This is a genomic window from Streptomyces sp. NBC_00154 (genome assembly GCF_026342835.1).
In the GTDB taxonomy this organism is placed as follows: Bacteria; Actinomycetota; Actinomycetes; order Streptomycetales; family Streptomycetaceae; genus Streptomyces.
The window spans coordinates 4,071,660-4,095,049 of record NZ_JAPEMI010000001.1 but is presented as its reverse complement, the minus strand read 5'-3'; the positions used below and the strand labels follow the sequence as shown (position 1 = coordinate 4,095,049).

At 70.2% G+C, this 23,390-nt stretch carries 20 protein-coding genes and 1 other RNA gene; 3 read left to right on the top strand and 18 right to left on the bottom strand.

Annotated elements, in window-relative coordinates; all coding sequences use genetic code 11:
• From OHA03_RS18350 to OHA03_RS18340, 3 genes are all read right to left on the bottom strand, one after another.
• Positions 1 to 1,305 (bottom strand): extracellular solute-binding protein, encoded by a 1,305-nt coding sequence (locus OHA03_RS18350; RefSeq protein WP_267004907.1) that lies wholly within the window; start codon positions 1,303 to 1,305, stop codon positions 1 to 3.
• A gap of 229 nt (positions 1,306 to 1,534) precedes the next feature.
• Positions 1,535 to 1,828 (bottom strand): DUF3039 domain-containing protein, encoded by a 294-nt coding sequence (locus OHA03_RS18345; protein WP_063756076.1) that lies wholly within the window; start codon positions 1,826 to 1,828, stop codon positions 1,535 to 1,537.
• Between the two features lie 29 nt (positions 1,829 to 1,857).
• A complete protein-coding gene (locus OHA03_RS18340; RefSeq protein ID WP_267004906.1) occupies positions 1,858 to 2,418 on the bottom strand; it encodes a YqgE/AlgH family protein in 561 nt (186 codons plus the stop codon).
• 277 nt (positions 2,419 to 2,695) lie between these two features.
• On the opposite strand from OHA03_RS18340, the gene murA reads away from it, so the two are divergent.
• Positions 2,696 to 4,036 carry a UDP-N-acetylglucosamine 1-carboxyvinyltransferase gene (murA, locus tag OHA03_RS18335; protein WP_030922987.1) on the top strand — a complete coding sequence of 447 codons (1,341 nt, stop codon included), beginning with the start codon at positions 2,696 to 2,698 and terminating at the stop codon, positions 4,034 to 4,036.
• Positions 4,037 to 4,282: 246 nt separating this feature from the next.
• On the opposite strand, the gene OHA03_RS18330 is transcribed toward murA, so the two are convergent.
• The 6 genes from OHA03_RS18330 to OHA03_RS18305 all read right to left on the bottom strand — a co-directional run bounded on the left by OHA03_RS18330 (position 4,283) and on the right by OHA03_RS18305 (position 11,610).
• On the bottom strand, positions 4,283 to 4,564 hold the full coding sequence (locus tag OHA03_RS18330) for an HU family DNA-binding protein (RefSeq protein WP_003968811.1): 282 nt from the start codon (positions 4,562 to 4,564) through the stop codon (positions 4,283 to 4,285).
• 421 nt (positions 4,565 to 4,985) lie between these two features.
• Positions 4,986 to 6,422 carry an NAD-dependent malic enzyme gene (locus OHA03_RS18325; protein WP_267004905.1) on the bottom strand — a complete coding sequence of 479 codons (1,437 nt, stop codon included), beginning with the start codon at positions 6,420 to 6,422 and terminating at the stop codon, positions 4,986 to 4,988.
• A gap of 404 nt (positions 6,423 to 6,826) precedes the next feature.
• On the bottom strand, positions 6,827 to 9,235 hold the full coding sequence (locus OHA03_RS18320) for a UvrD-helicase domain-containing protein (protein WP_267004904.1): 2,409 nt from the start codon (positions 9,233 to 9,235) through the stop codon (positions 6,827 to 6,829).
• 130 nt (positions 9,236 to 9,365) lie between these two features.
• Positions 9,366 to 10,325, bottom strand: coding sequence for an anti-sigma factor (locus OHA03_RS18315; RefSeq protein ID WP_267004903.1), 960 nt, complete (start codon positions 10,323 to 10,325; stop codon positions 9,366 to 9,368).
• Positions 10,322 to 10,909, bottom strand: coding sequence for a sigma-70 family RNA polymerase sigma factor (locus tag OHA03_RS18310; protein WP_267004902.1), 588 nt, complete (start codon positions 10,907 to 10,909; stop codon positions 10,322 to 10,324). Before OHA03_RS18310 ends, OHA03_RS18315 begins: the two co-directional genes overlap by 4 nt.
• Positions 10,910 to 10,998: 89 nt before the next feature.
• Positions 10,999 to 11,610 carry a CGNR zinc finger domain-containing protein gene (locus OHA03_RS18305; protein WP_267008089.1) on the bottom strand — a complete coding sequence of 204 codons (612 nt, stop codon included), beginning with the start codon at positions 11,608 to 11,610 and terminating at the stop codon, positions 10,999 to 11,001.
• A 118-nt stretch (positions 11,611 to 11,728) separates the two neighbouring features.
• On the opposite strand from OHA03_RS18305, the gene OHA03_RS18300 reads away from it, so the two are divergent.
• Entirely contained in the window at positions 11,729 to 12,271 is a 543-nt protein-coding gene (locus OHA03_RS18300) for a GNAT family N-acetyltransferase (RefSeq protein ID WP_267004901.1), read from the top strand.
• A gap of 19 nt (positions 12,272 to 12,290) precedes the next feature.
• Here OHA03_RS18300 and OHA03_RS18295 read toward each other — a convergent pair whose 3' ends face one another.
• From OHA03_RS18295 to OHA03_RS18265, 7 genes are all read right to left on the bottom strand, one after another.
• Positions 12,291 to 12,878: a GNAT family N-acetyltransferase gene (locus OHA03_RS18295; protein WP_267004900.1), complete on the bottom strand. Its 588-nt coding sequence runs from the start codon at positions 12,876 to 12,878 to the stop codon at positions 12,291 to 12,293.
• A gap of 17 nt (positions 12,879 to 12,895) precedes the next feature.
• Positions 12,896 to 14,041, bottom strand: a complete 1,146-nt coding sequence (locus OHA03_RS18290) for a uroporphyrinogen-III synthase (RefSeq protein WP_267004899.1) — start codon at positions 14,039 to 14,041, stop codon at positions 12,896 to 12,898.
• A gap of 126 nt (positions 14,042 to 14,167) precedes the next feature.
• A complete protein-coding gene (locus OHA03_RS18285) occupies positions 14,168 to 15,499 on the bottom strand; it encodes a NarK/NasA family nitrate transporter (RefSeq protein WP_267004898.1) in 1,332 nt (443 codons plus the stop codon).
• A gap of 145 nt (positions 15,500 to 15,644) precedes the next feature.
• Positions 15,645 to 16,886: an acyltransferase gene (locus tag OHA03_RS18280; protein WP_267004897.1), complete on the bottom strand. Its 1,242-nt coding sequence runs from the start codon at positions 16,884 to 16,886 to the stop codon at positions 15,645 to 15,647.
• Positions 16,883 to 19,075 carry a bifunctional polysaccharide deacetylase/glycosyltransferase family 2 protein gene (locus tag OHA03_RS18275; RefSeq protein WP_267004896.1) on the bottom strand — a complete coding sequence of 731 codons (2,193 nt, stop codon included), beginning with the start codon at positions 19,073 to 19,075 and terminating at the stop codon, positions 16,883 to 16,885. The genes OHA03_RS18280 and OHA03_RS18275 overlap by 4 nt, the downstream gene beginning before the upstream one ends.
• Positions 19,076 to 19,741 carry a hypothetical protein gene (locus tag OHA03_RS18270; protein ID WP_267004895.1) on the bottom strand — a complete coding sequence of 222 codons (666 nt, stop codon included), beginning with the start codon at positions 19,739 to 19,741 and terminating at the stop codon, positions 19,076 to 19,078.
• Between the two features lie 321 nt (positions 19,742 to 20,062).
• Positions 20,063 to 21,022 (bottom strand): LysR family transcriptional regulator, encoded by a 960-nt coding sequence (locus OHA03_RS18265; protein ID WP_267004894.1) that lies wholly within the window; start codon positions 21,020 to 21,022, stop codon positions 20,063 to 20,065.
• A gap of 84 nt (positions 21,023 to 21,106) precedes the next feature.
• Here OHA03_RS18265 and OHA03_RS18260 point away from each other — a divergent pair, with 84 nt between their 5' ends.
• The gene (locus tag OHA03_RS18260; RefSeq protein WP_267004893.1) at positions 21,107 to 22,354 is read left to right on the top strand and encodes an MFS transporter; all 1,248 of its coding nucleotides are present in this window, start codon (positions 21,107 to 21,109) and stop codon (positions 22,352 to 22,354) included.
• 73 nt (positions 22,355 to 22,427) lie between these two features.
• Here OHA03_RS18260 and ssrA read toward each other — a convergent pair.
• Together ssrA and smpB are read right to left on the bottom strand one after the other, a co-directional pair.
• Positions 22,428 to 22,797, bottom strand: a transfer-messenger RNA (tmRNA) gene (gene ssrA, locus OHA03_RS18255).
• Between the two features lie 95 nt (positions 22,798 to 22,892).
• Complete coding sequence (gene smpB, locus OHA03_RS18250; protein WP_267004892.1) at positions 22,893 to 23,387, bottom strand: SsrA-binding protein SmpB; 495 nt, start codon at positions 23,385 to 23,387, stop codon at positions 22,893 to 22,895.
• Positions 23,388 to 23,390 lie beyond the last annotated feature (3 nt).

Sequence of the window (23,390 nt, the reverse complement as noted above, 5' to 3'; positions counted from 1 at the left end):
TCAGCCCGCGTCGGCGAACGCCGCGTCCATCTTCTTCGCCGCGTCGTCCGAGGCCTGTGCCACGTCCTTACGGCCGCTGACGATCTCCTGGAACATCGTCGGCAGGATCAGCGAGGAGTCGATCTGGCCCCAGCCCGGTGAGGCCGGGACGAACTTGGCGCCCGCGCCCAGCGTCTTGACGAACGGTTCGACGAACGGCTCCTTCTGCGCGACCGTGGCCCGCACATCGGTGTACGTCGGCAGGAATCCCATCGCGTCGAACAGCTTCTCCTGGGTCTGCTTGCCGGTCAGCGACTTCATCAGGTCCACGGCGAGGGTGCGGTGCGAACTGCTCTTCAGTACACCGATGTTGTTCCCGCCCGCGAACGCGGGGGCGATCGATCCTTCGGACGTGCCGGGCAGCGGAACCACCGCGTACTTGCCCTTCACCGAGCCCGCCTCGACGGCGGCGTGGCTGAAGTCGCCGCCGATCGCCATGGCCGCCTTGCCGGAGGCGAAGGCGGTGACCGTCGCGTTGCCGCCCATCGCGGCGCACTTGGCGGCCGGGCAGTTGCTGTCGCCGAAGAGCGAGGTGTACGCCTCGATGCCCTTGCGGGCCCGGTCGCCGTTGACGGCCGCCTTGTACGTACCACCGCTCTCGTCGGCGAGTTCGCCGCCGTTCGCCCAGATGAACGGCATCGCGCCGTACGTGTACGCGCCACCGACGGCGAGGCCGTACAGCTCCGGCTTCTTCTTGTGGATCTTCTTGGCGGTGGAGATCAGTCCGGCCTGCGACTTGGGGGGTTCGATGCCCAGGTCCTTGAAGATGTCGGTGCGGTAGTACAGCGCACGTACGCCGACGAAGAGCGGCGCCCCGTACACCTTGCCGCCGACCGTCACCGACTGCTTCGCGGTCGGGTCGGTGTCCTTGGCCTCGTCCCAGGCCGCGAACTCCTTGCTCACATCGGCGAGTCCGCCGTCTTTGACGTAGCCGGCCGTGTCCGTGTTGCCGTACTCGATGAGGTCCGGGGCGCTCTTGGGGTCGTTGAAGGCGGCCTTGATGCGCTGGGCGCGGGTGTCGACGGGGATGTACTCGATCTCCGCCTTCGCGCCCTTGTGGGTCTTCTCGAAGTCGGCCACCGCCGCGTCGACGACCTGCTCCTTGGGCTTGTTGCCGACCTCCTGGAACAGCCACACGCGCAGCGTCCCGGTCTTTTCGTCCCCCTTGGCGCCGGTGTCCGAGGTCTGCGGCGCGCAGGCGGTGGCGGTCAGGCCGGCCAGTACAAGCGCCGCGACCGGGGCGGCAATTCGGGCGGAAAGCTTCATCCGGAACCCCTACCGATTGAGCGTTGCAACATATGCAACGTGCGTTTCGTTCTGCACAACTGGCAGGAGAGTAGGAGCGGTCACGGACGCCGACAAGTGGTCTCAACCAATCTGTGACCGAGCGATACGGGCAAACAACCCAGGGCCTACGAAAGGGCATACGAAAAGGCCCCCGGGAGCACGCGTCAGCGTGCTCCCGGGGGCCTCGGCCCGAACGGTCGGGGACGGACTACTTCTTGTCCTTGCCGCCCTTGCCCTTGTCCTTGTCGCCACCGGCGCCCATGGACTCGTAGATCTCCTTGCACATGGGACAGACCGGATACTTCTTGGGGTCGCGCCCCGGCACCCAGACCTTCCCGCACAGTGCGACCACGGGGGTGCCCTCCAGGGCGCTCGCCATGATCTTGTCCTTCTGGACGTAATGGGCGTAGCGCTCGTGGTCGCCGTCGCCGCTCGACACCTGCGGCGTCGGCTCTACGAGGGTCCCCGTACCTGCCCCGCGCTCGGGCTCAAGAGTGCTCATAACAGCCAGGGTACTGAAAGGCCCGGGCTTCAGTTGAGCGAAGGGTCGTCCGGATAGGTGGCGATCATGGCGAGCTCGCTGCGCTGACGGCGCAGGACCGCCCGCCACAGCTGTTCCGGACGCGGCGAGGAGACGTCTCCTGGCTCCGACTCCACCACGTACCAGGCCCCCTCGGTCAGCTCCGTCTCCAGCTGTCCGGGTCCCCAGCCCGCGTACCCGGCGAAGATCCGCAGCGAGCCGAGCGCCGCGGCCAGCAGCTCCGGCGGCGCTTCCAGGTCCACCAGACCGATCGCCCCGTACACCCGTCGCCAGCCGAGCGGCCCCTCGTCGCCGGGGATCACCGCGACGCCGAGCGCCGAGTCGAGCGAGACGGGGCCGCCCTGGAAGACGACGTCCGGCTCAGCGGTCAGGTCGGCCCAGGACACGAGGATGTCACCGACACCGACCGGGGTCGGGCGGTTCAGGATGACGCCGAGCGAGCCCTCCTCGTCGTGGTCGAGGAGCAGCACCACCGCGCGGTCGAAATTCGGGTCCGACAGGGCGGGTGTGGCCACGAGCAGTCGCCCTGTGAGCGAGGACACCTCGGTCATGGCAGAAATGATCCCGCATCTTCGCCCTCCGTGGGGACCAAGTGGTGCGCCGGGTGCCGAAGGGGGCCCGAGCGCAGCTCAGGGCGCACGGGTGCACGAAGAGCGCACGGTCCGTGAGGCACTTGCGGACGGTAACCCTCCGCAAGGCTCGGCGAGCAGAGCGTGTTGTGGCGGATTCATGACGTTCGTACACCGCCCGTAGCCTTATGGAAGGGGGGTACCTGCCCATTACCCTTTCGGTTGGCCCCCTGCCCGACCACTCCGGAACGCGAGATTCATGACCGGCACAGACGATGTCCTGCTTGTCCACGGCGGAACCCCGCTGGAGGGCGAGATCCGCGTCCGAGGCGCCAAGAACCTGGTGCCGAAGGCGATGGTCGCCGCGCTGCTCGGCAGCGGGCCCAGCCGGCTGCGCAATGTGCCCGACATCCGCGATGTGCGGGTCGTGCGGGGCCTGCTGCAGCTGCACGGTGTGACGGTCCGCCCCGGTGACGAGCCGGGCGAGCTCATCCTGGACCCCACCCATGTCGAGAGCGCGAACGTCGCCGACATCGACGCCCACGCGGGCTCGTCGCGCATCCCGATCCTCTTCTGCGGCCCGCTGCTGCACCGGCTGGGCCACGCGTTCATTCCGGGACTCGGCGGCTGTGACATCGGCGGACGGCCGATCGACTTCCACTTCGACGTGCTGCGGCAGTTCGGCGCGACCATCGAGAAGCGGGCGGACGGCCAGTACCTGGAGGCCCCTCAGCGGCTGCGCGGTACGAAGATCCGGCTGCCGTACCCGTCGGTGGGCTCCACCGAGCAGGTGCTGTTGACGGCCGTGCTCGCCGAGGGTGTCACCGAGCTGTCCAACGCGGCCGTGGAGCCGGAGATCGAGGACCTCATCTGCGTGCTGCAGAAGATGGGCGCGATCATCTCGATGGACACCGACCGGACGATCCGGATCACCGGTGTCGACCGGCTCGACGGTTACACGCACCGGGCGATCCCGGACCGCCTGGAGGCGGCCTCCTGGGCGTCCGCGGCGCTGGCGACCGAGGGCAACATCTATGTGCGCGGCGCACAGCAGCGCTCGATGATGACGTTCCTGAACACGTTCCGCCGGGTCGGCGGCGCCTTCGAGATCGACGACGAGGGCATCCGCTTCTGGCACCCGGGCGGCGCGCTGAACGCCATCGCCCTGGAGACGGACGTGCACCCCGGCTTCCAGACCGACTGGCAGCAGCCGCTGGTGGTGGCGCTGACGCAGGCCGCGGGCCTGTCCATCGTCCACGAGACGGTGTACGAGTCCCGGCTCGGCTTCACGTCCGCGCTGAACCAGATGGGGGCGCACATCCAGCTCTACCGCGAGTGCCTGGGCGGCTCCGACTGCCGCTTCGGCCAGCGGAACTTCCTGCACTCGGCGGTCGTGTCCGGCCCGACGAAGCTGCAGGGCGCGGATCTGGTCATCCCGGACCTGCGCGGCGGGTTCTCGTACCTGATCGCCGCGCTGGCGGCGCAGGGCACGTCCCGGGTGCACGGCATCGACCTGATCAACCGTGGCTACGAGAACTTCATGGACAAGCTGGAGAAGCTGGGCGCGAAGGTGGAGCTGCCGGGCGGGTCACTGGTCTGAGGGCGGGCGCCCGACGGTCAGGACCGACGCGGGGGTTCGGGGCACTGCCCCGGGCCCCCGCTTCTCGTTCGCCGGCGAGGCGTGCGCACACGGCTCTTCGCCGCCAGAACCTCGCTGCGGCCCTGCAGCGGCCTCACAGCGGCCCTCCAGCGGCCTTGGAGCGGCCTTGGGGCGGATTCTGTGGTCCGTACGCCGAAGGGCGGCCACCCTGGTCGGGGTGACCGCCCTCCGTCGTGCCTACGGGGCTTACTTGCCCTTGGCGGCTTCCTTGAGCTTCGAGCCCGCGGAGACCTTCACGCTGTAGCCGGCCGGGATGTTGATCGGGTCGCCGGTCTGCGGGTTACGAGCGGTGCGAGCGGCACGGTGGGTGCGCTCGAAGGTCAGGAAGCCGGGGATGGTGACCTTCTCGTCGCCCTTGGCGACGATCTCACCGACGGTCTCGGCGAGCGCGGCCAGCACGGCGTCGGCGTCCTTGCGGGTCACCTCGGCGCGGTCGGCCAGGGCGGCCACCAGCTCACTGCGGTTCATGTTGTTACTCCCGTGTTCTTCTTGCCTGTGAGGCGTGAGATCGAAGCCGATGCTGCCAGGGCCCTCGGACAGTCCCCGGACCCGGGTCTGACGTCAGACCCTCGCGCCCGAATACGCATCCTGCCCCCACCTGCGGCGGGAAAGCCAATCCGGCACCCTCCGGAGTCACACGAAAGCCGCCACTGCCTCGTCGTGGTGACGTTCCATCGACTCCCTGAAGCGGCCCTCAGCAGATGCTGGAGCGCCCCGCGGCGGGTCCACAGCGGGTGCGGGGTCCTGCGGGGCTCGCTGCCCGCCCACCCTAAAGGGGCGTTTGGGGCCCCGCGACCCGCGACGCGCCGTGGGGCAGGCCAACGTGGGGGGCGCCACAGCCCCGGACAGCCCCCGACAGGGGCCGTGGCGGGTAAGGGAAGTACTGGGTTCAGATGGAGTTCGCCGCGCCCGTCACAGCGCCTCCAGCGGCCTTCGCGGCCGTGCGGACGGCCCCGGCGACCGCGCCCGCGACCTTGTCGTTGAAGACCGACGGGATGATGTAGTTCCGGTTCAGCTCGTCCTCGGCAACCGTCTCGGCGAGGGCGCCGGCCGCGGCGAGCATCATCTCCGTGTTGACCGTGCGGGACTGAGCGTCCAGCAGGCCGCGGAAGACACCCGGGAAGACCAGCACATTGTTGATCTGGTTCGGGAAGTCGGAGCGCCCGGTGGCGACAACTGCCGCGGTCTGGCGGGCGATTGCCGGGTCCACCTCGGGGTCCGGGTTCGCGAGCGCGAACACGATCGCGCCGTCCGCCATCGCCGCGACGTCGTTGCCGTCCAGCACATTCGGAGCGGAGACGCCGATGAAGACGTCGGCGCCGACGACGGCCTCCTTGAGCGTGCCGGTCATCGATTCCGGGTTGGTGTTGTCGGCGATCCAGCGCAGCGGCGAGTCGGGGTCGGCGGAGACCAGGTCCTCGCGGCCCGCGTGCACCACACCGTGGATGTCGGCGACGACGGCGTGCTTGACGCCGGCGGCGATGAGCAGCTTCAGGATGGCCGTACCGGCCGCTCCGGCGCCGGACATGACGACGCGCACGTCCCCAATTCCCTTGCCCACCACGCGCAGTGCGTTGGTCAGGGCGGCCAGCACGACGATCGCGGTGCCGTGCTGGTCGTCGTGGAAGACGGGGATGTCGAGGGCCTCGCGCAGCCGTGCCTCGATCTCGAAGCAGCGGGGTGCGGAGATGTCCTCCAGGTTGATGCCCGCGAAGCCGGGGGCGATCGCCTTGACGATTTCGACGATCGCGTCGGTGTCCTGGGTGTCCAGGCAGATCGGCCAGGCGTCGATGCCGGCGAACCGCTTGAAGAGGGCCGCCTTGCCCTCCATCACCGGCAGGGCGGCCATCGGGCCGATGTTGCCGAGGCCCAGTACGGCGGAGCCGTCCGTCACAACTGCGACGGAGTTGCGCTTGATGGTGAGGCGGCGGGCGTCCTCGGGGTTCTCGGCAATCGCCATGCAGACCCGCGCCACACCCGGGGTGTAGATCATCGAGAGGTCGTCACGGTTGCGGATGGGGTGCTTGGACGCCATCTCGATCTTGCCGCCGAGGTGCATCAGGAACGTACGGTCGGAGACCTTGCCCAGCACGACACCTTCGATGTCGCGCAGACCTTCGACGATCTCGTCCGCGTGCGCGGTGGACGAGGCCGCGATGGTGACGTCGATCCGCAGCTTCTCGTGACCGGAAGCGGTCACATCGAGGCCGGTGACCGAACCGCCGGAGGACTCCACGGCCGTGGTGAGCTGGGAGACCGCGGTACCGCTCGCGGGCACCTCCAGCCTGACCGTCATCGAGTACGAGACGCTGGGCGCCGTTGCCATGACCGAGTCCTTCGCTTTCCCTAGCTTCATTGCCGCGCGGCCGGGGCCCTCGCCTCGGACACGCTTCCCGATGTTCGCACCTACTGGCTGGTAGCCGGTAATGACTGCCACTGTTCGGAAAAACTTTTCCACCATACGAGATTTGGTCTCTTCGTGGAACCCCGGCAGCCCCGGACGCGGCTGCCGGACCGGGCCACCAACAAAAACAGACCCGCGCCACCGGAAGGTGACACGGGTCTGTCTTTTTCACTTGAGTGGCACCGACCCGCCATGCTCGCCTCGCGGCAAGTGGTCGCTCGTAGCGACGAAGGTTGGGCCCGGGGGCTTGGATCGAGCCGGTGCCGACACCAGGCTAACAAAGTCCCCGGGATAAGTGATTCCCGCATCGCAGGTTGACTTGTCCGTCAGTCCCTGAGCAGATCCGGAACGCCGTCCTCGTCGGGCAGGTCCCGCTCCCCCGACACCACCGTGAGCTGCTGCGTCGCTCGGGTCAGCGCCACGTACAGCACCCGCAGACCGGCCGGTGACTCGTCGGCGATCTCCGCCGGCGAGACGACGACCGTGGCGTCGTACTCCAGGCCCTTCGCCTCCAGGCTGCCGAGCGCCACCACCCGGTCGCCGAGCTCCGCGAGCCACTTGCGGGCCTGCGCGCGCCGGTTCATCGCGACGACGACACCGACCGTGCCGTCCACCTCGCCGAGCAGCCGCCGCGCCTCCTCCCGTACGACCCCGGCCAGATCGCCGTCGCGTACGGCCTCGAAGCGGGGCTGCACTCCCGTCGAACGGACCGCGGCCGGGGACTCCATCCCGGGCATCGCGAGCGCCAGGACCTTCGCCGCGAGCTCCGCGATCTCCGCCGGGTTCCGGTAGTTGACGGTGAGGGTGAAGCGGCGGCGCGGGCGGTTGCCGAGCGCCTCGTCGCGCGCCTCGGCCGCCTCGTCGGGATCGGACCAGGAGGACTGCGCCGGGTCGCCGACGATCGTCCAGGTGGCGGTACGGCCGCGGCGGCCGACCATGCGCCACTGCATCGGCGTCAGGTCCTGCGCCTCGTCGACGATGACGTGCGTGTACTCCGTACGCTCCGCCGCGAGCCGCTCGGCCCGCTCGCGCTGGGTCTCCTCGCGCTGCGGCATCAGCTCCTCCAGACCCGAGAGCTGGTCCAGCGGATCGAACTCGCGCTTCTTCTTCGGCCGGTGCGGGGTACCGAGCAGCGCGAGCAGCTCGTCGAGGATCGCCACGTCGTGTACGGACAGGGGGCCCCGGCCCGCACTGTCGAGCCGCTTCAGCGAGCGGGCGAGGCGGCGCACCTCGCCCTGGTTGAGGACCCGGCGCGCCCAGCGGCCGAGCCGCTTCTCGTCGGCCATCGCGGCGAGCACCCCGCGCGGGGTGAGCTCGGGCCACCAGGCGTTCAGGAAGTCGATGAACGGCGTCTCGGTGGAGACGTCCTCGTCGAAGGAGGACCGCAGTTCCGCGGCCAGCTCGGGGTCGGTGTAGCGGCCCCGGCCCGACGACTTGTTCCACAGGGCGTCCAGCAGCAGCCTGCGGGCGCGGGGGCGCAGCAGGTTGACCGGGGTGGTGCCGCCGAGTACCGACTGCCGGATGCGGTGGAGCTCGTCCGCATTCAGCTCGACGCGGGCGCCGAAGGCGACCACACGCAGGCGGGTGGGGGTGGTGAGGGGCGCGTCCGTCCCGTCCTCGGAGCCGTCGGTACCGTCCGCGTCACCGAACGACAGCTGGCCGTCCTGTCCGCCCTGGGGCGCGCCCGGGGTCCGCGGTTGTTCCAGCGCCCCGCGGGCCGCCTTGCGCAGCACCTGAAGCATCCGGGAGGAGCCCTTGATCCGGGCGACGGCCGGTTCGTCGTACGTGGTGGCACCCTCGACGCCCGCCGCCTCGTCGGAGAGCGAGCCGACCGCGCGGATCGCGACCTGCCCCTCCTCGCCGAGCGAGGGCAGCACCCCTTCGGTGTACGCGACGAGCAGCGGGGTCGGCGAGACGACGAGGATGCCGCCCGCGTACCGCCGCCGGTCCTGGTAGAGCAGATACGCGGCGCGGTGCAGGGCGACGGCGGTCTTGCCGGTGCCCGGTCCGCCGGAGACCTCGGTGACGGAGGCGGCGGGCGCCCGGATCACCATGTCCTGCTCGGCCTGGATGGACGAGACGATGTCCCGCATGGTGTGGCTGCGGGCCTGGCCGAGCGCCGCCATCAGCGCGCCGTCGCCGATGACGGGCAGCTTGTCGCCGTCCTTGTACGAGGTCAGCTCCGGGCGCATCAGGTCGTCCTCGACCCCGAGGACCTTGCGGCCCTTGGAGCGGATGACCCGGCGGCGTACCACCCGGCCCGGATCCTTCGGCGTCGACCGGTAGAACGGCGCGGCGGCCGGTGCCCGCCAGTCGATGACCAGCGGCGCGTAGTCGGAGTCGAGGACCCCGATCCGGCCGATGTGGAGCGTCTCCGCGATATCGGCCGTGCTGTCGTCGCGCACGGCGTTGTCGGCCGGTTCGACGGAGGTGAACGCGCCGTCCGGGCCGCGCTCGCCGTCCTTGCCGAGCAGCAGATCGATCCTCCCGAAGAGGAAGTCCTCGAACTCGCTGTTCAGCCGGTTGAGGTGGATCCCGGCCCGGAACACCTGGGCATCACGCTCGGCGAGCGCGCCGGGCGTACCGACCTGGCCGCGCTTGACGGCATCGTTCATGAGAAATTCTGCCTCGTGGATCTTCTCCCCAAGGCGGTGATAAACACGGTCGAGATGTTCCTGCTCGACACCGATTTCCCGGTCCCGCAACGAATCGACAGCGGCATCCTGCGCGGCCACCGAGGCCCCCTTCTGACGTGCATTGGGCAGCCGTCAACCCTATGCGAAGGAAGCCCCGCCGCGCACCTGCCACGAGCACCGATATGGCTCGTGGGAGGTCTCGATTGTGCGTCGGGCCCTGGTCGGGCGGTTATGCGTCGATGTCCACCAGCCGCTTTCCGTCGAAGGTGCGCACCTCGAAATGGTCGATGTCGGCACGGTCCATCGCCGCGCCGCCGTGGACATAGAGCGGATATTTCGCGGTCGGGTGCGGAGAGTCCTCGATGCCGTAGCCCCACTTCGGTACGGACCAGGAGGTGACGACCTCCTCCTCGCCGGTCTTCGAGACGGCGATCAGGCTGCACTTCTCCGGCCCCGTGACGTTCTTGAGCTCCAGTACGGCGTGCGTGCCCCACGCCTTCTTCTCCATGCCGACCGTGGCGACGACCTTGGTGACGGGATCGGTGGCCCCCACCTTCTCCGTCATGTGGTGGAAGAACGCGTCCTCGGCGGGGCTGGTGGGGTGCGGGTCCGCCGCCTGGTTCGAGCCGCTGTCGCCGCCGCCGGTGGCCACGACGGCGACCACCGGACCGCCGATGATCAGCGCCGCGGCGGCCGCCACCAGATACATGCCGCGGCGGCGCCGCCTGGCCCGCCTGGTCGCGACCTCGTCCACCAGCCGGTCGAGCACCCGGGGGGCGGGCGGCTCGGGGACGTGCGGGACGGGGCGGGCGCCCGGTACGGCGGCGGGGGCCTCGGCGAGCATCGCGAGCATGGGTTCCATGCCGGCGAACTCGTCGAGATGGGCGGCGCAGAGCGCGCAGCCGGCCAGATGTTCCTCGAACGCGGAGGCCTCGGTGGCGTCCAGGATGCCCAGGACGTACGCACCGGCGGCGTCGTGCTCCGGCCCTTCGGTGGCTCCACCGGAGCCGGGGCCGTGGGCTGCGGCTCCACCGGAGCCGGGGCCGTGGGCTGCGTCGAAGCCGCCGAAGCTGCTGGGCCCGCCGAAGCTGTTGGGGATTCCCGGGCGGCCGTGCGGACCTGTGGGGCCGGTGGGGCTGGAGGGACCGGTCGGCCGGGGCCCGAAAGGCTCCCACTCGTGGTCGCTCATGCCGTGATCCCCCTCTCTTCGAGTGCGAGCTTCATCGAGCGCAGTGCGTAGAAGACCCGGGAACGCACCGTGCCGCTGGGTATGCCGAGCACCTCGGCAGCCTCATTGACCGTACGTCCCTTGAAGTAGGTCTCGACCAATGCTTCCCGATGGGCGGGGGTCAAGTCCTCGAGCGCATCCGAGAGCGTCATCAGCCACAGCGCCTTGTCAATCTCGTCCTCCGCGGGAATGACCTCCAGCGGCGACGGATCGACCTCGTGCGGCCGGGCCTGCCGGCTGCGGTGGCCGTCGATGACGATGCGCCGGGCGACCGTCACCAGCCAGGGGCGGACGGAGCCGGTCGCCCGGTTGAGCTGACCGGCGTTCTTCCAGGCACGGATGAGCGTCTCCTGCACCACGTCCTCGGCACGCTGACGGTCGCCGGCGACGAGGCGGAGCACGTACGCGAGCAGCGGTCCGGCGTGTTCGCGGTAGAGCGCCCGCATCAGCTCCTCGTCGGGGACGGCGGAGAGAGACGGGGGCGGTTCACTGCGATGTCGAGCCCTGTGCGGACGGTCATCGGCCACGGCCGCATCCTTGCGCACCCGAACCTCCTGGTCGAGACCCTGTAGAGCTCCTTGGCCATCGAATACGGAGGCCGGGCCCGATCCATTCAACACAGTTCCGAGATTTTTTACGAGGTGAGCTCCGCCGGGACCGTGGCCTCCGCCGCCCGGCGCCGGTGCCGGGCCACCCGTTCCCGGTTCCCGCACACCTCGCTGGAGCACCAGCGACGCCGCCGCCCCCGTGACGTATCGAGGTAGAGCCGCCGGCAGGTGTCGCCCTCGCAGCGGCGGAGCCCGGCCAGCGCGACCGGGTCGGTCAGGAGCTCCACGACGTCGCGGGCGACGGCGGACAGCAGCGCCCGGCATTCCAGGTCGGCGCTCAGTGCCCGTACCAGCAGACCGTTGCGGGCGCGCACGGCCCGCACCCCCGGCGGGGCCCCGGCGGCGAGCTCATTGACGCGTTCCAGCGCGCCGTCGGCGTCGCGGCCGCCGAGCTCCGCGGTGAGCAACAGGTCGACGCCTGTGCGCAGCTGCCGGAAGCTCGCCAGCCAGGTGTCGTCGACGGCGTCGAGGCGGGTGTCCTCCGGTACGAGTCCGGTGGCCACCAGCCAGTCGGCGAGCCGGTCCGCCCTGTCGAGCAGTTCGCAGGCGCCGGAGGTACCGATCCCCGTCGCCACCAGGTCCAGGCAGAGCCGCCCGGAGTCGAACCGCCAGTCGTACGAGCCCTTGCCCGCCGCCATGCGCATGTCACCGCCTCGGGTCACCGGTGGTAGCCACCACCAGAGTGCCCGTCGCCGGCCCGGCCCGGAACCCCTCCCGCCGTCCGGGTCGTGGCCGGCTCCCCCGTACGGTCAGGACATGAGCGACGATCTCCGGGAGGCCGCGTTCTCGGCCGGCCCCCTGCTGCTGCGGCCCTGGTGCCGGGACGACATACCTGCGCTGGTCGAGGCCTACCGCGATCCCACGATGCGCGACCGGCTGCGGGATCTCGTCACGGACGAGGCGGACGCGGAACGGTGGCTGCGGGTCCAGACCGAGGGCCGGGAGTCCGGCACCCGGTTCAGCTTCGCCGTCGTCGACACGGACCTCGACGGCCGACCGGTCGGCAATGTGGCGCTGAAGTACCCGGCGCCCGGCTCCGGTTCGGCCGAGGTCGGCTACTGGACGGCGGCGCGGGTCCGGGGCCGCGGGCTCGCCCCGCAGGCGGTCGAAGCGCTCACCGGCTGGGCGTTCACCACCTTCGCCGACGACGGTCTGCGGCGGCTCGACCTGCTCCACCAGGAGGACAACCGCGCCTCGTGCCGGGTCGCCGTGAAGAGCGGGTACGCCTTCGCGGAGATCCTCCCGGCCCGCCCGCCGTGGCCGCTCGACGGGCACCGCCACGTCCGCGAGGCGGACTGAGGGCTGTCCGGGCCGGCCGTCAGCCGGCGGACGGCCGGTCGGCCGGTCCTTCGACCGGACCGTCGTGCAGGATCCGCTGGAACAGTCGGCAGTCGCGCCACTCACCGTTGATGTGCAGATAGCGCGGAGCCATACCGATCACCTCGAAGCCGGACTTGGCGAGCACCCGCTGCGACGCCGTGTTGTCGAGCAGGGTCGAGGCCTCCACCCGGTGCAGCCGCAGCACGTCCCTGGCCGCCGCGCACACCTGCGCCACGGCTGCGGTGGCAAGGCCCCGACCGGCGTACGCGACATCGACCCAGTAGCCGAGACTGGCGCTGCGGAACGGCCCCAGCACGATGCTGGTGAGCGTGAACCCGCCCATCGCCCGGTCGTCGGCGTCGGCGAGCACCCACGGCATCACACGCCCCGCCTCATGGTCCGCCAGCAGTCCGGCCAGGCGCTCCTGCTGCCCCTTCTCGGTGTAGAAGGCGTCGGGACGCACGGGTTCCCAGGGCTGCAGGTACGCGCGGCTGCGGGTCAGCGAGTCGGCGAGAGAGGCGGCGTCGGCCATGGTGACGGGACGGAGTCGTACCTCTGTGTCGAGCAGGTGGGTGTCGGTGGTCATCCCTGCACGGTAACGCCTCAGGAGTCCGCGTACTTGGCGTCGGCCGCCGCCGGGTCCAGCGCCAGCCGGTAGCCGCGCTTGACGACCGTCTGGATCAGCCGGGGCACACCGAGTGCCGTACGCAGCCGGGCCATCGCGGTCTCCACCGCGTGTTCGTCCGTACCGCTGCCGGGCAGCGCGCGCAGCAGGTCGGCCCTGGCCACCACCCAGCCCGGCCGGCGGGCCAGGCTGTGCAGCAGGGTCATGCCGGCGGGCGGCACGGGGCGCAGTTCGTCGTCGACGAGCACCGCGTGACCGCGGATCTCCACCCGGTGCCCGGCGACCGGCAACGTACGGGCGCCGCCGGGCAGTTCGCGGCAGAGCAGCTGGACGAGCGGGCCGAGCCGGAAGCGTTCCGGCTGGATGGTGTCGATGCCTCGGGCCTGCAGCGGCAGTGCGGTGACCGGGCCGACGCAGGCCGAGACGACTTCGCCCTGCAGGGCGCCCAGGATCTCCGGGAGCAGCCCGCGCTTCTCGGCCCGGTTCAGGAAGGAGGCGGCGGCCGGGGCGCTGGTGAAGGTGAGCGCGTCCAGGCCGCGGGCGGCGGTGACGTCGAGCAGCCGGTCGAGCGGGGCGAGGTCCTCGGGTTCCATCCAGCGGTAGACGGGTACGACGACGACTTCGGCGCCGCCCGCCCGCAGCGACTCGACGAAGCCCGGCAGTGGTTCGCCGTGCAACTGGAGTGCGATGCGGCGGCCCTCGACGCCCTCGTCGAGGAGCCGGTCCAGGACCTCGGCCATGGACTCGGAGCCGGGCGACCAGGCCTCGGTGAGCCCGGCGGCCCGGACGGCGCCCTTCACCTTCGGTCCGCGGGCCAGCAGTTCGACCGTGCGCAGCCGGTCCAGCAGACGGTCGCCGATGCCCCAGCCGTCGGCGGCCTCGATCCAGCCGCGGAAGCCGATCGCGGTGGTCGCGACGACCACGTCGGGGACCTGGTCGATGAGTTCCTCGGTGGCGGCGAGGAGTTCGCTGTCGTCGGCGAGCGGCACGATCCGCAGGGCGGGCGCGTGTACGACGGTGGCGCCCCGTCGCTGCAACAGGGTGCCGAGTTCGTCCGCGCGGCGTGCGGCGGTCACCCCGACCGTGAAACCCGCGAGGGGCCCGTGCTGTTCGTCGTCGCGCATGTGGTCTACCGGCTCTCGTCCCGCTGCTCGTTGATGCGGAGGACCGAGCCTGCCAATAAAGCGTGACAGGCTCGGTTCACCCGTATTTCCCGCCCGTTACGTCGTACCGACGCCGGACGGTCATGATCACACTTCGGCGTAGCTGAGCAGCGGCTTCGCGGGGACGGCGGCGGCGCGGCGAAGGTATACCGCCCAAGTGACCGTGAAACACACCCCGTAGAAGGCGAGGAAGGTCCAGAAGGCCGCCGTTCCCGTGCCCTCGGTCTGGAAGGACTGCCGGAACGCGAGGTTGATGGCGAGCCCGCCGAGCGCGCCGACCGCGCCGATGAGTCCCATGGCCGCCCCGGACAGCCGTCGCCCGTGGGCCGCGGCCTCCTCGCCGCGCAGCCCCTGGGCGATCGCCTTGGCGTGGAAGATGCCGGGGATCATCTTGTACGTCGATCCGTTGCCCAGCCCGGTCAGGACGAAGAGGGCGATGAACCCGACGAGGAACACGGCGAGCGACTCGATGCCGGAGGCGTACACGACGACGCCGGTCGCTGCGGCCATCGCGGCGAAGTTCCACAGGGTGATCCGGGCGCCGCCGTACCGGTCGGCGAGCCACCCTCCCGCGGGCCGGATGAGCGAGCCGAGCAGCGGGCCGATGAAGGTGAGCGAGGCGGCCTGCAGCGGGGTCCGGCCGAACTGGGTCTGCAGGACCAGCCCGAAGGCGAAGCTGTAGCCGATGAAGGAGCCGAAGGTGCCGATGTAGAGCACCGCCATGATCCAGGTGTGCGGGTCACGCACGGCGTCCTTCGCGGCCCCGGTGTCGTTCTGCACGGGCGCCAGGTTGTCCATGAAGGACGCGGCGCACAGCGCGGCGACGACGATCAGCGGTACGTACACGGCGAGCACGAACCGCGGGTGGGTGGCGCCCGCCGTGCCGATCACCAGCAGCCCGACGAGCTGCACGACGGGTACGCCGATGTTGCCGCCGCCCGCGTTGAGCCCGAGCGCCCAGCCCTTCTTGCGGAGCGGGAAGAAGGCGTTGATGTTCGTCATCGACGAGGCGAAGTTCCCGCCGCCGATCCCGGCGAGCCCGGCCACCACGAGGAAGGTGGTGTACGAGGTCCCGGGCTCCATCACCAGATACGCGGCGACGGTCGGCACGAGGAGGGTCAGGGCGCTGATCACCGTCCAGTTCCGCCCGCCGAATCTGGCGACGGCGAACGTGTACGGGACCCGGACCAGGGCCCCGACCAGCGTCGCCGTCGAGATCAGGAAGAACTTACCGGCCGGGTCGATCCCGTACTCCGGCCCCATGAACAGCACCATCACCGACCACAGGGTCCAGATCGAGAACCCGATGTGCTCGGAGAGCACGGAGAACCACAGATTCCGGCGGGCGATCCGCTCGCCCTTCTCCTGCCAGAAGATCTCGTCCTCCGGCTCCCACTGCTCGATCCACCTGCCGGCCATCACGCCTCCACGGTTCGCGTTCCACGGGTGTCGGGTCGTCTGCCTCGACGCTAGGGAGCGCTCGTTTCGGTGCGGTGCCGCGAGGTGACCGGTGGGCAACCTTGCTCTCACCGGGCCGGGGGCGGCCCGGTGAGGAGAAGGCCGGTCACTGCGGGGCCGGTGCGTTCTTCCGTCTCGCGGACGCGCCGGTGGGCCACAGCCGGGGGCTGCGCTTCGCCGCGACGTCCTCGACCCAGCCGACCGCGAGGATCATCAGCGCCAGCAGCGGCCAGACCAGGAGCAGCATCAGCACCGCGTACGAGGAGTCGATGTACGTACCGATGCGGTCACCGACCCAGGGGATGTTCCACAGCTGGTCTATGAGCGGCGAGGTCGCCATGATCAGCAGGTTGTGCCAGAGGTAGATCGTGACCGCGCGGTTGTTGGCGAGGGTGATCAGGCTGTCCCACCGGGCCAGCCTGCCGGGGAGCTGCTGCCAGGACGGTGCGTACTGGAGCAGAATCGCGCAGAAGCCGAGCGACCAGGCCGCCTGGGCCAGCGGGATCTCGTCCAGGTTCCAGCCCTCCTGCGTCAGATGCCCCGCGGCCCACCACAGTCCGAACGCCATCAGGAACGCGGCGAGCGAGACCGTCAGGTAGCGCGGGACCTTCTTCAGAAGTCCGTCGTGGTGGGCGAAGCCGAGGACCCAGCAGGAGCCGAACACCGCGAAGTCGACGAGCCCCTCGCCGGTCTCCCCGGGCACGGTGACCAGTCCGGTGCCGATCACGGCGGTGAGACCGAGCGGGGCGAGCAGCGTCGCCCAGGGCAGTCTGCGGAAGGCCCTCAGCAGCAGCGGCGAGGCGAGCACGAACCAGAGGTAGGCGCGGATGTACCAGAGCGGTCCGACGGCCTGGTCCGCCCAGGACTCCTCCAGCAAGCCGCCCCGCGAGCCGCTCTCCCAGGGGTAGGGCGGGGCGCCGACCGGGAGGAGGTAGCAGCCCAGCTTGATGAACCACCAGATGCCCTCCTCCTTCAGCGGCTTCCAGCCGAGGGCGAACATGACCGGGACGACGACCGCGGCGAACGCCCACATCGGGGGCAGCAGACGGCGGAGCCGGGCCCGCACGACGGCCGGGGCAGGGCGGTCCAGCGAGCGCGCCATCAGCGAACCCGCGAGGGCGAACATGACGCCCATGGAGGGGAACAGGATCGTCAGCCAGGCCCAGCCGAAGACGTGGAAGACGACGACGCGGACAAGGGCGACGGCGCGCAGCAGGTCGAGGTAGCGGTCGCGGCTCGGCCTCTTCGGGGCGGCCGGCGCGGACGCCTCCGGTGCCGATGGGGCGGACCGGGCGGGCACCGGGGCCGGGCGGGGCGGGGGGAACGCCGGGGTGTAACTGCTCGTCATGCGACGGGTCTCCGATCGTTGCTGCGCCCGCGCTGGCTCACCATCGCGCCGGGCGCCTCCACCACTCCCGTACGGCGAAGCTTCTGCCAGCGCAGCCGGCCGCCGGTGAGCGCGGTGATCCAGGACTGGAGCAGCACCACGTACATGAGCTGCCGGTAGAGGATCTGCTGGAGGGGCAGCGAGATCAGATGCGTCATGCGTTCCCTGTCGAGCCGGAAGGCGTACGCGGCGCAGACGGCCTGCACCGCGAGGACGCCGAGCCAGGCGCCGACGGTCTTCTCGGTGGGGCCGAAGACCAGTCCGTACAACAGGAAGACATCGATGAGGGGCGCGAGCAGCGGGGCGACGACCATGAACAGGGCGACGAACGGCAGTCCGACGCGCCCGAAGCGGCCGGACGGGCCGCGCTCGACGACGGCGCGGCGGTGCTTCCAGATCGCCTGCATGGTGCCGTACGACCACCGGTACCGCTGCGACCACAGCTGCTGCACGGTCTCCGGCGCCTCGGTCCAGGCGCGGGCGTTCTCCGCGTAGACGACCTGCCAGCCGTCGCGGTGCAGCGCCATCGTGACGTCGGTGTCCTCGGCGAGGGTGTCCTCGCTCATACCGCCGATCCGGTCCAGCGCGTCGCGGCGGAAGGCGCCGACCGCGCCGGGGATGGTCGGCATGCAGCGCAGCATGTCGTACATCCGGCGGTCGAGGTTGAAGCCCATCACGTACTCGATGTGCTGCCAGGCGCCGATCAGCGAGTCGCGGTTGCCGACCTTGGCGTTCCCGGCGACGGCGCCGACCTTCGGGTCGGCGAACGGCTGGACCAGTTCACGGACGGTGGCCGGTTCGAAGACCGTGTCGCCGTCCATCATCACGACGATGTCGTGGCGGGCGTGCGCGATGCCGTTGTTGAGGGCGGCGGGCTTGCCGGCGTTGCGCTGGCGGATGACACGGACGTTCGGCAGCCGCATCGCCTCGACGATGTCCGCCGTGCCGTCCGTCGAGCCGTCGTCGATGACGATGATCTCGATGGGATGCTCGCTCGCCACCAGGGAACGCACGGTGTTGGCGATGCATTCGCGTTCGTTGTACGCGGGCACGAGCACCGAGACGGGGCGGCGGAGCTCGGGCCCCCAGCTGAAGTCCCTCCTGCGGACCTTCCGGGAGTGCAGGAAGGACAGCAGCAGCATCAGTCCGAAGCGGACGAGGACGAGCACCCCGATGACGGCGAGTCCGGCCACCAGCACGTCGGTGAGTTTCTCGGAGAGATCGACGGTGAAGACGAACGCCTTGCCCTTCCACAGTGCGAACCCGGTCACGGGGGTGTGCGCACTGGGGGCGCCGAGGGCGGTGGTGAGGTTGGTGAACGTGTAGCCCCGCTGCTGCATCTGCGGCAGGAACTCGCCCAGGGCGGCCACGGTCTGGGACCGGTCGCCTCCGGAGTCGTGCATCAGGATGACGGCGCCCTTGCCGCCCTTGGGGGTGGCCTGTTCGATGATCGCGGGGACCCCGGGGCGCTTCCAGTCCTCGCTGTCGGTGTTGTTGACGACGGTGAGGTAGCCGCGCGTGCCCACGTACTGGGTTACCGGCCAGGACTTGTTGTCCATGGCGTCGGCGAACGACGAGTACGGCGGCCGGAACAGGGACGTACGGATGCCTGCCGCGCCCGCCAGTACCAGCTGGTTCTGGGACAGCTCCCAGTCGATACGGGAGTGCGACTGGTAGGAGAGATCCGGGTGGTTGAAGGTGTGCAGCCCGACCTCGTGCCCCTCGTCGACGATGCGCTGGACCAGGTCGGGGTAGCGCGAGGCCATCGTTCCGGTGACGAAGAAGACGCCGTGCGCGTGGTACTTCTTCAGCGCGTCGAGGACCCGCGGGGTCCACACCGGGTCCGGTCCGTCGTCGAAGGTCAGCACGATCCGGTGATCGGGGATGCGCAGCGTCTTGGCGGGCGCGGTGGCACTCCGGGCGTCGATGACCGGGCCGCCGTCGAGGATCGCGTCGGGCACCTGGTCGGTGGGTGCCGGGGCCTGGACCCGGTGGTCGGCGAGGATTTCGCTGTGCACGTAGCCGCGCAACATCAGCATGGCGAGCAGGGCAACGAGAAACACGCAGGGCAGCAGATAACGCATGGGGAGCCTGCGGCGCTGGTTCCGCTTCTGTCTGTTGTGCCTGCCCCGCGAGGCGGGGGTGGTCATTTACTGGGCGCCTTCTTGCTCTTGCACAGGAGGATCCGGGGACTCGACGGGCGATGTCGGCGTCCCGGTGGGACCGGGATCGACGGGCGGCGTCGTGGTGGCGGCGGGCGGCCGGGGGGTCGGGGTGCCCGATTCCGGCTTCTTGCCCCCGCCGGTGGTGGTGCTGGCCTTCGGCGATACGACGGTTGTCGGCTTCGACGGGTCCTTGCCGGGCGCGGACGCGCTGCCGGATGCGGCTCCGGCCGACGGCGTCGCACTGCCGCCGACCGCCTGCTCCGTCTCCGCGACGCCCGGTGTCGCGCCCACCGGCACGACCGCGTCGGCGCTGCCCGACGGAACGGACGGCGCCGGCGCCTCGTCCGCCTTCTTGTGCTGTTTCTGACCGGAGAGCGGCAGCCACGGCGCGCTGGAATTGCCGCCGAGCAGGGCGACGACCAGCGTCACCGCGTAGCAGGCGCAGACCGCGGCAAGGACCCAGCCCAGACGCCTGAACGTCTTGCTGCGCCGGCCGCTCTCGTCGACGAAGACCGGACCGTCGGAGCCTTCGGGGACTCCTGGTTCGGCAGTTAGTTCGGAGAGCTGACGTCCGAGACCGTCGAGCTGGACGGTGACATCGTTCGGCTCGTGCGTGTGCCCGGTACGGGCACCTTCACGCCAATTTTCCACAGGTGTAGGCACATCCCCCACTCAGAAAAACGGGTGCGCACGTTTGAGCCAGTTACGTACCGACGGACTGGGCCCCCACCCGGTCCGTGCGCCCCCCAGCACCTTGCACCCGGAGGATGAATGTAGCGCACGAAGCTGACGAAATTGCCCCTGAACGAGTGATGTCGAGGAATGGGGGATACACCGATTTCACATAGCCTCGACCGAAAAGAAGATCCGCCCTTACATGCACAAACCACGCTTACCTGTTCCGGAGTTGAGTCAAAGTTGGCCAACAATCGGCCAACATGTCGCGTCAGCACACCTGCGGCATCGGCACGCCTACGACATGAAGGCCAGGTCCCCCTCGGGAAGCCAGCTCCCGGCAGGCACCTCCAGCCCCCGTTCCGCCGCCGTCACCCTCGCCGCGACCCGCCGCAGCGCATCCACCCCCGGGTGTTTCAGCCCCTTGCGCCACACCAGCGACACCGGTGACAGCGGCACGGGGTCGACCAGCGGACGTACGACCATCCCCGGCACCTCGATGAACTCGGTGCTCGCCAGCACCGACCAGCCCTGCTTCCGCACCACCCGTACGAACTCCTCCTCCCCCACGATCTCCGGGAAGGGCGCCACCAGTTCGATCCCCCGCCCCGCGAACAGCCGCTCCGCGAGGTCGGTCCACTCCGCGGTGGCCGGGTTGCCCGCCGCCGCGTACAGCCGCTCCCCCGCCAGCGCCGCCATCGGGACCCGGGCGAGCGACGCCAGACGATGGTCGTCGCGCAGCAGGACGGTCAGCCGCTCGAAACAGACCGGCTGATGCGCCAGCGCCGCCCGTACCGCCGGATCGAGCCCTGCCACCCGGCCGAAGGAGACGTCGAGCCGCCCGGCCAGGATCTCCGCCGCCGCCCCCGTCAGCCCGCTCAGATAGCGCGCCACGAACTCCACCCCCGGCGCCTCGCTGCGGGCCAGCCCGAGCAGCCGGTGGCCCGTCCCGACCGGGGCACCGATGTCGACCAGCAGCGGGCGCGTCTGGACCGCCCAGGCGGCGCGGAGGTCGTCGTGGGCGGCGATCACCCGGCGGGCGTGCGGCAGCAGCCGTTCGCCGTCGGGCGTGAGGGAGACCTGCCGAGTGGTCCGCACGAACAGTTCCGCACCGAGCTCGCGCTCCAGCCGCCGGATGTCGCGGCTGAGTGCCTGCTGGGCGACGTAGAGCCGGGCGGCGGCGCGGGTGAAGTGCAGCTCCTCGGCGACGCTGACGAAGGCGCGCAACAGCCGGGGATCAGTATCGGAGGAGGCCACGGGCCCGAACTTACAACAGATGTGCGTGAATGGGCGCGGAGCAGGTGTTGGACCGCACCGGCCGGGCGCCGCGAGGGTTGACCCATGCCGTCCGACACGCCCACCACACCGCTGCACGCCGTCTCCGGCGGCCAGCTGGTGATCGCCCCGCGCACCGGCGCCCCCGCCCGCCGGGTCTCCACCAACCCGTACCGCCGCCTGCTCGCCACCCCCGGCGCCCGCGCCTTCACCGCCGGCAATCTGATCGCGCGGCTGCCGATGGGGATGTTCAGCGTCAGCGCCGTGATCATGATCGCCGGGTCGCGCGGCTCGTACGCCCTGGCCGGGGCGGTCACCGCGACCGGACTCGCCGCGACCGCCGTCGTCGCGCCCTGGACGGCCCGGCTCGTCGACCGGTACGGCCAGGCCAGGATCGCCGTGCCCGCCACCGCGATCGCCGCACTCGGCTCGCTCGCGCTGCTGCTCTGCGTGCACTACGACGCCCCGGCCTGGACGCTCTTCGCCGCCTACGCCGCCACCGCCACCACCCCCAACACCGGCGGCATGTCCCGCGCCCGCTGGGCCCATCTGCACCGCGGCGACCCGGCCGCGCTGCACACCGCGAACTCCTTCGAACAGGCCGCCGACGAACTGTGCTTCATGCTCGGCCCCGCCCTCGCCGCACTCCTGTGCGCGGCACTCTTCCCCGAGGCCGGGACGCTGATCGGCACGATCCTGCTGATGACCGGCGTGCTGATCTTCGCCGCCCAGCGCGCCACGGAGCCCCCGGTGGCGCCGCGCACCCGGGCCGGCTCCCCGCTGCGCACCCACGGCATGCCCGCGCTGCTCGCCACCTTCCTCGCCACCGGCGCGGTCTTCGGCGCCATGGAGGTCGTCACGATCGCGCACGCCGGGGGCGCGATCCTGGCGCTCCAGGCAGGGGGCTCGTGCGTGGCGGGCCTGCTGTACGGATCGCTGCGCCCAGCCACGGACATCCGGCAGCGGCTGTTGTGGTGCCTGGCGGGGATGACGACGCTGATGTCCCTGCCGCTGCTCGCCGCCTCCGCGAGCGGTTCGCTGCTCACGCTGGCCGGCAGTCTGCTGCTGGCGGGCGCGGCCACGGCCCCGACGATGGTCACCGGGATGACGCTGGTACAACGGCTGACCCCCGAGGGTCAGTTGAACGAGGGCATGACGCTCTCCGTCACCGCACTGCTGGGCGGGATAGCGGCCGGTTCGGCGGCCGGCGGCTGGATGGTGGAGCACACGGGGGCGGTGACGGGGTACGTCGTCCCGGTCTGCGCGGCGGGACTCGCCCTGGCCGTCGCGGCGGCCGGAATCCGCCGGACATGAACCCGGAGATGCGCCAGGACACGAACGAGGACCCCGCTGCCGGTGGGCAACGGGGTCCTCGTTCACATGGGAATTGTGGAGATGGCGGGAATCGAACCCGCGTCCAACGGTGCAGAATCAGGGCTTCTCCGTGTGCAGTTCGCTGCGCTTTTCTCGGCCCCGGAGATCACGCGAACAAGCCTCCGACAGGCCCAGCCACTGCTTGATTTCCTTCCAGGCCCCGTGACCGGGCCTAGAAGTTTAGATCCCTTGATGATGCCAGGATCCGGGTCGGGATCACCCCCGGGCTGACACTTCGCAAGTCGCTACTTAGGCAGCGAGGGCGAAGGAATCGCGCTTGGAATCGGCGATTATTGGTTGCGACATATGGTTTACGAGATCATTGCCGCTTCCTCGACACGCTTCCCCTGCTTCGACATCCGCTGTCGAAACCGATCATCCCCATGTTGTTTTTTCAAAGGCGCACCCGCTGTGAGGTGCAGTGCCATCGTACGTGACCAACGCACGACGGTGCCAGCCTATTCCTGCCGGAGCGCGCTCAGGCGCTCCGCTGACGCCGCCGGGCCGCCGAGATGGCACGGTTCGTCTCCCGCAGGTCCTGCTTCTCCCGCAGCGTCTGCCGCTTGTCGAACTCCTTCTTGCCCTTGGCGAGCGCGATCTCGACCTTGACCCGGCCGTCCTTGAAGTACAGCGCGAGCGGCACGATCGTGTGCCCGGTCTCCTGCGACTTCGACTCCAGCTTGTCGATCTCGGCCCGGTGCATCAGCAGCTTGCGCTTGCGCTTGCGCTTGGCGGAGTGGTTGGTCCAGGTCCCCTGCACGTACTCGGGGACATGGATGTTGTGCAGCCACGCCTCGTGCCGGTCGATCTGGACGAAGCCGTCCACCAGCGAGGCCCGGCCCAGCCGCAACGACTTGACCTCGGTGCCCATCAGTACGAGACCGCACTCATAGGTGTCGAGGATGTGGTAGTCGTGCCGCGCCTTCTTGTTCTGCGCGATGAGCTTGCGCCCTGTGTCCTTTTCCTTAGCCATAGT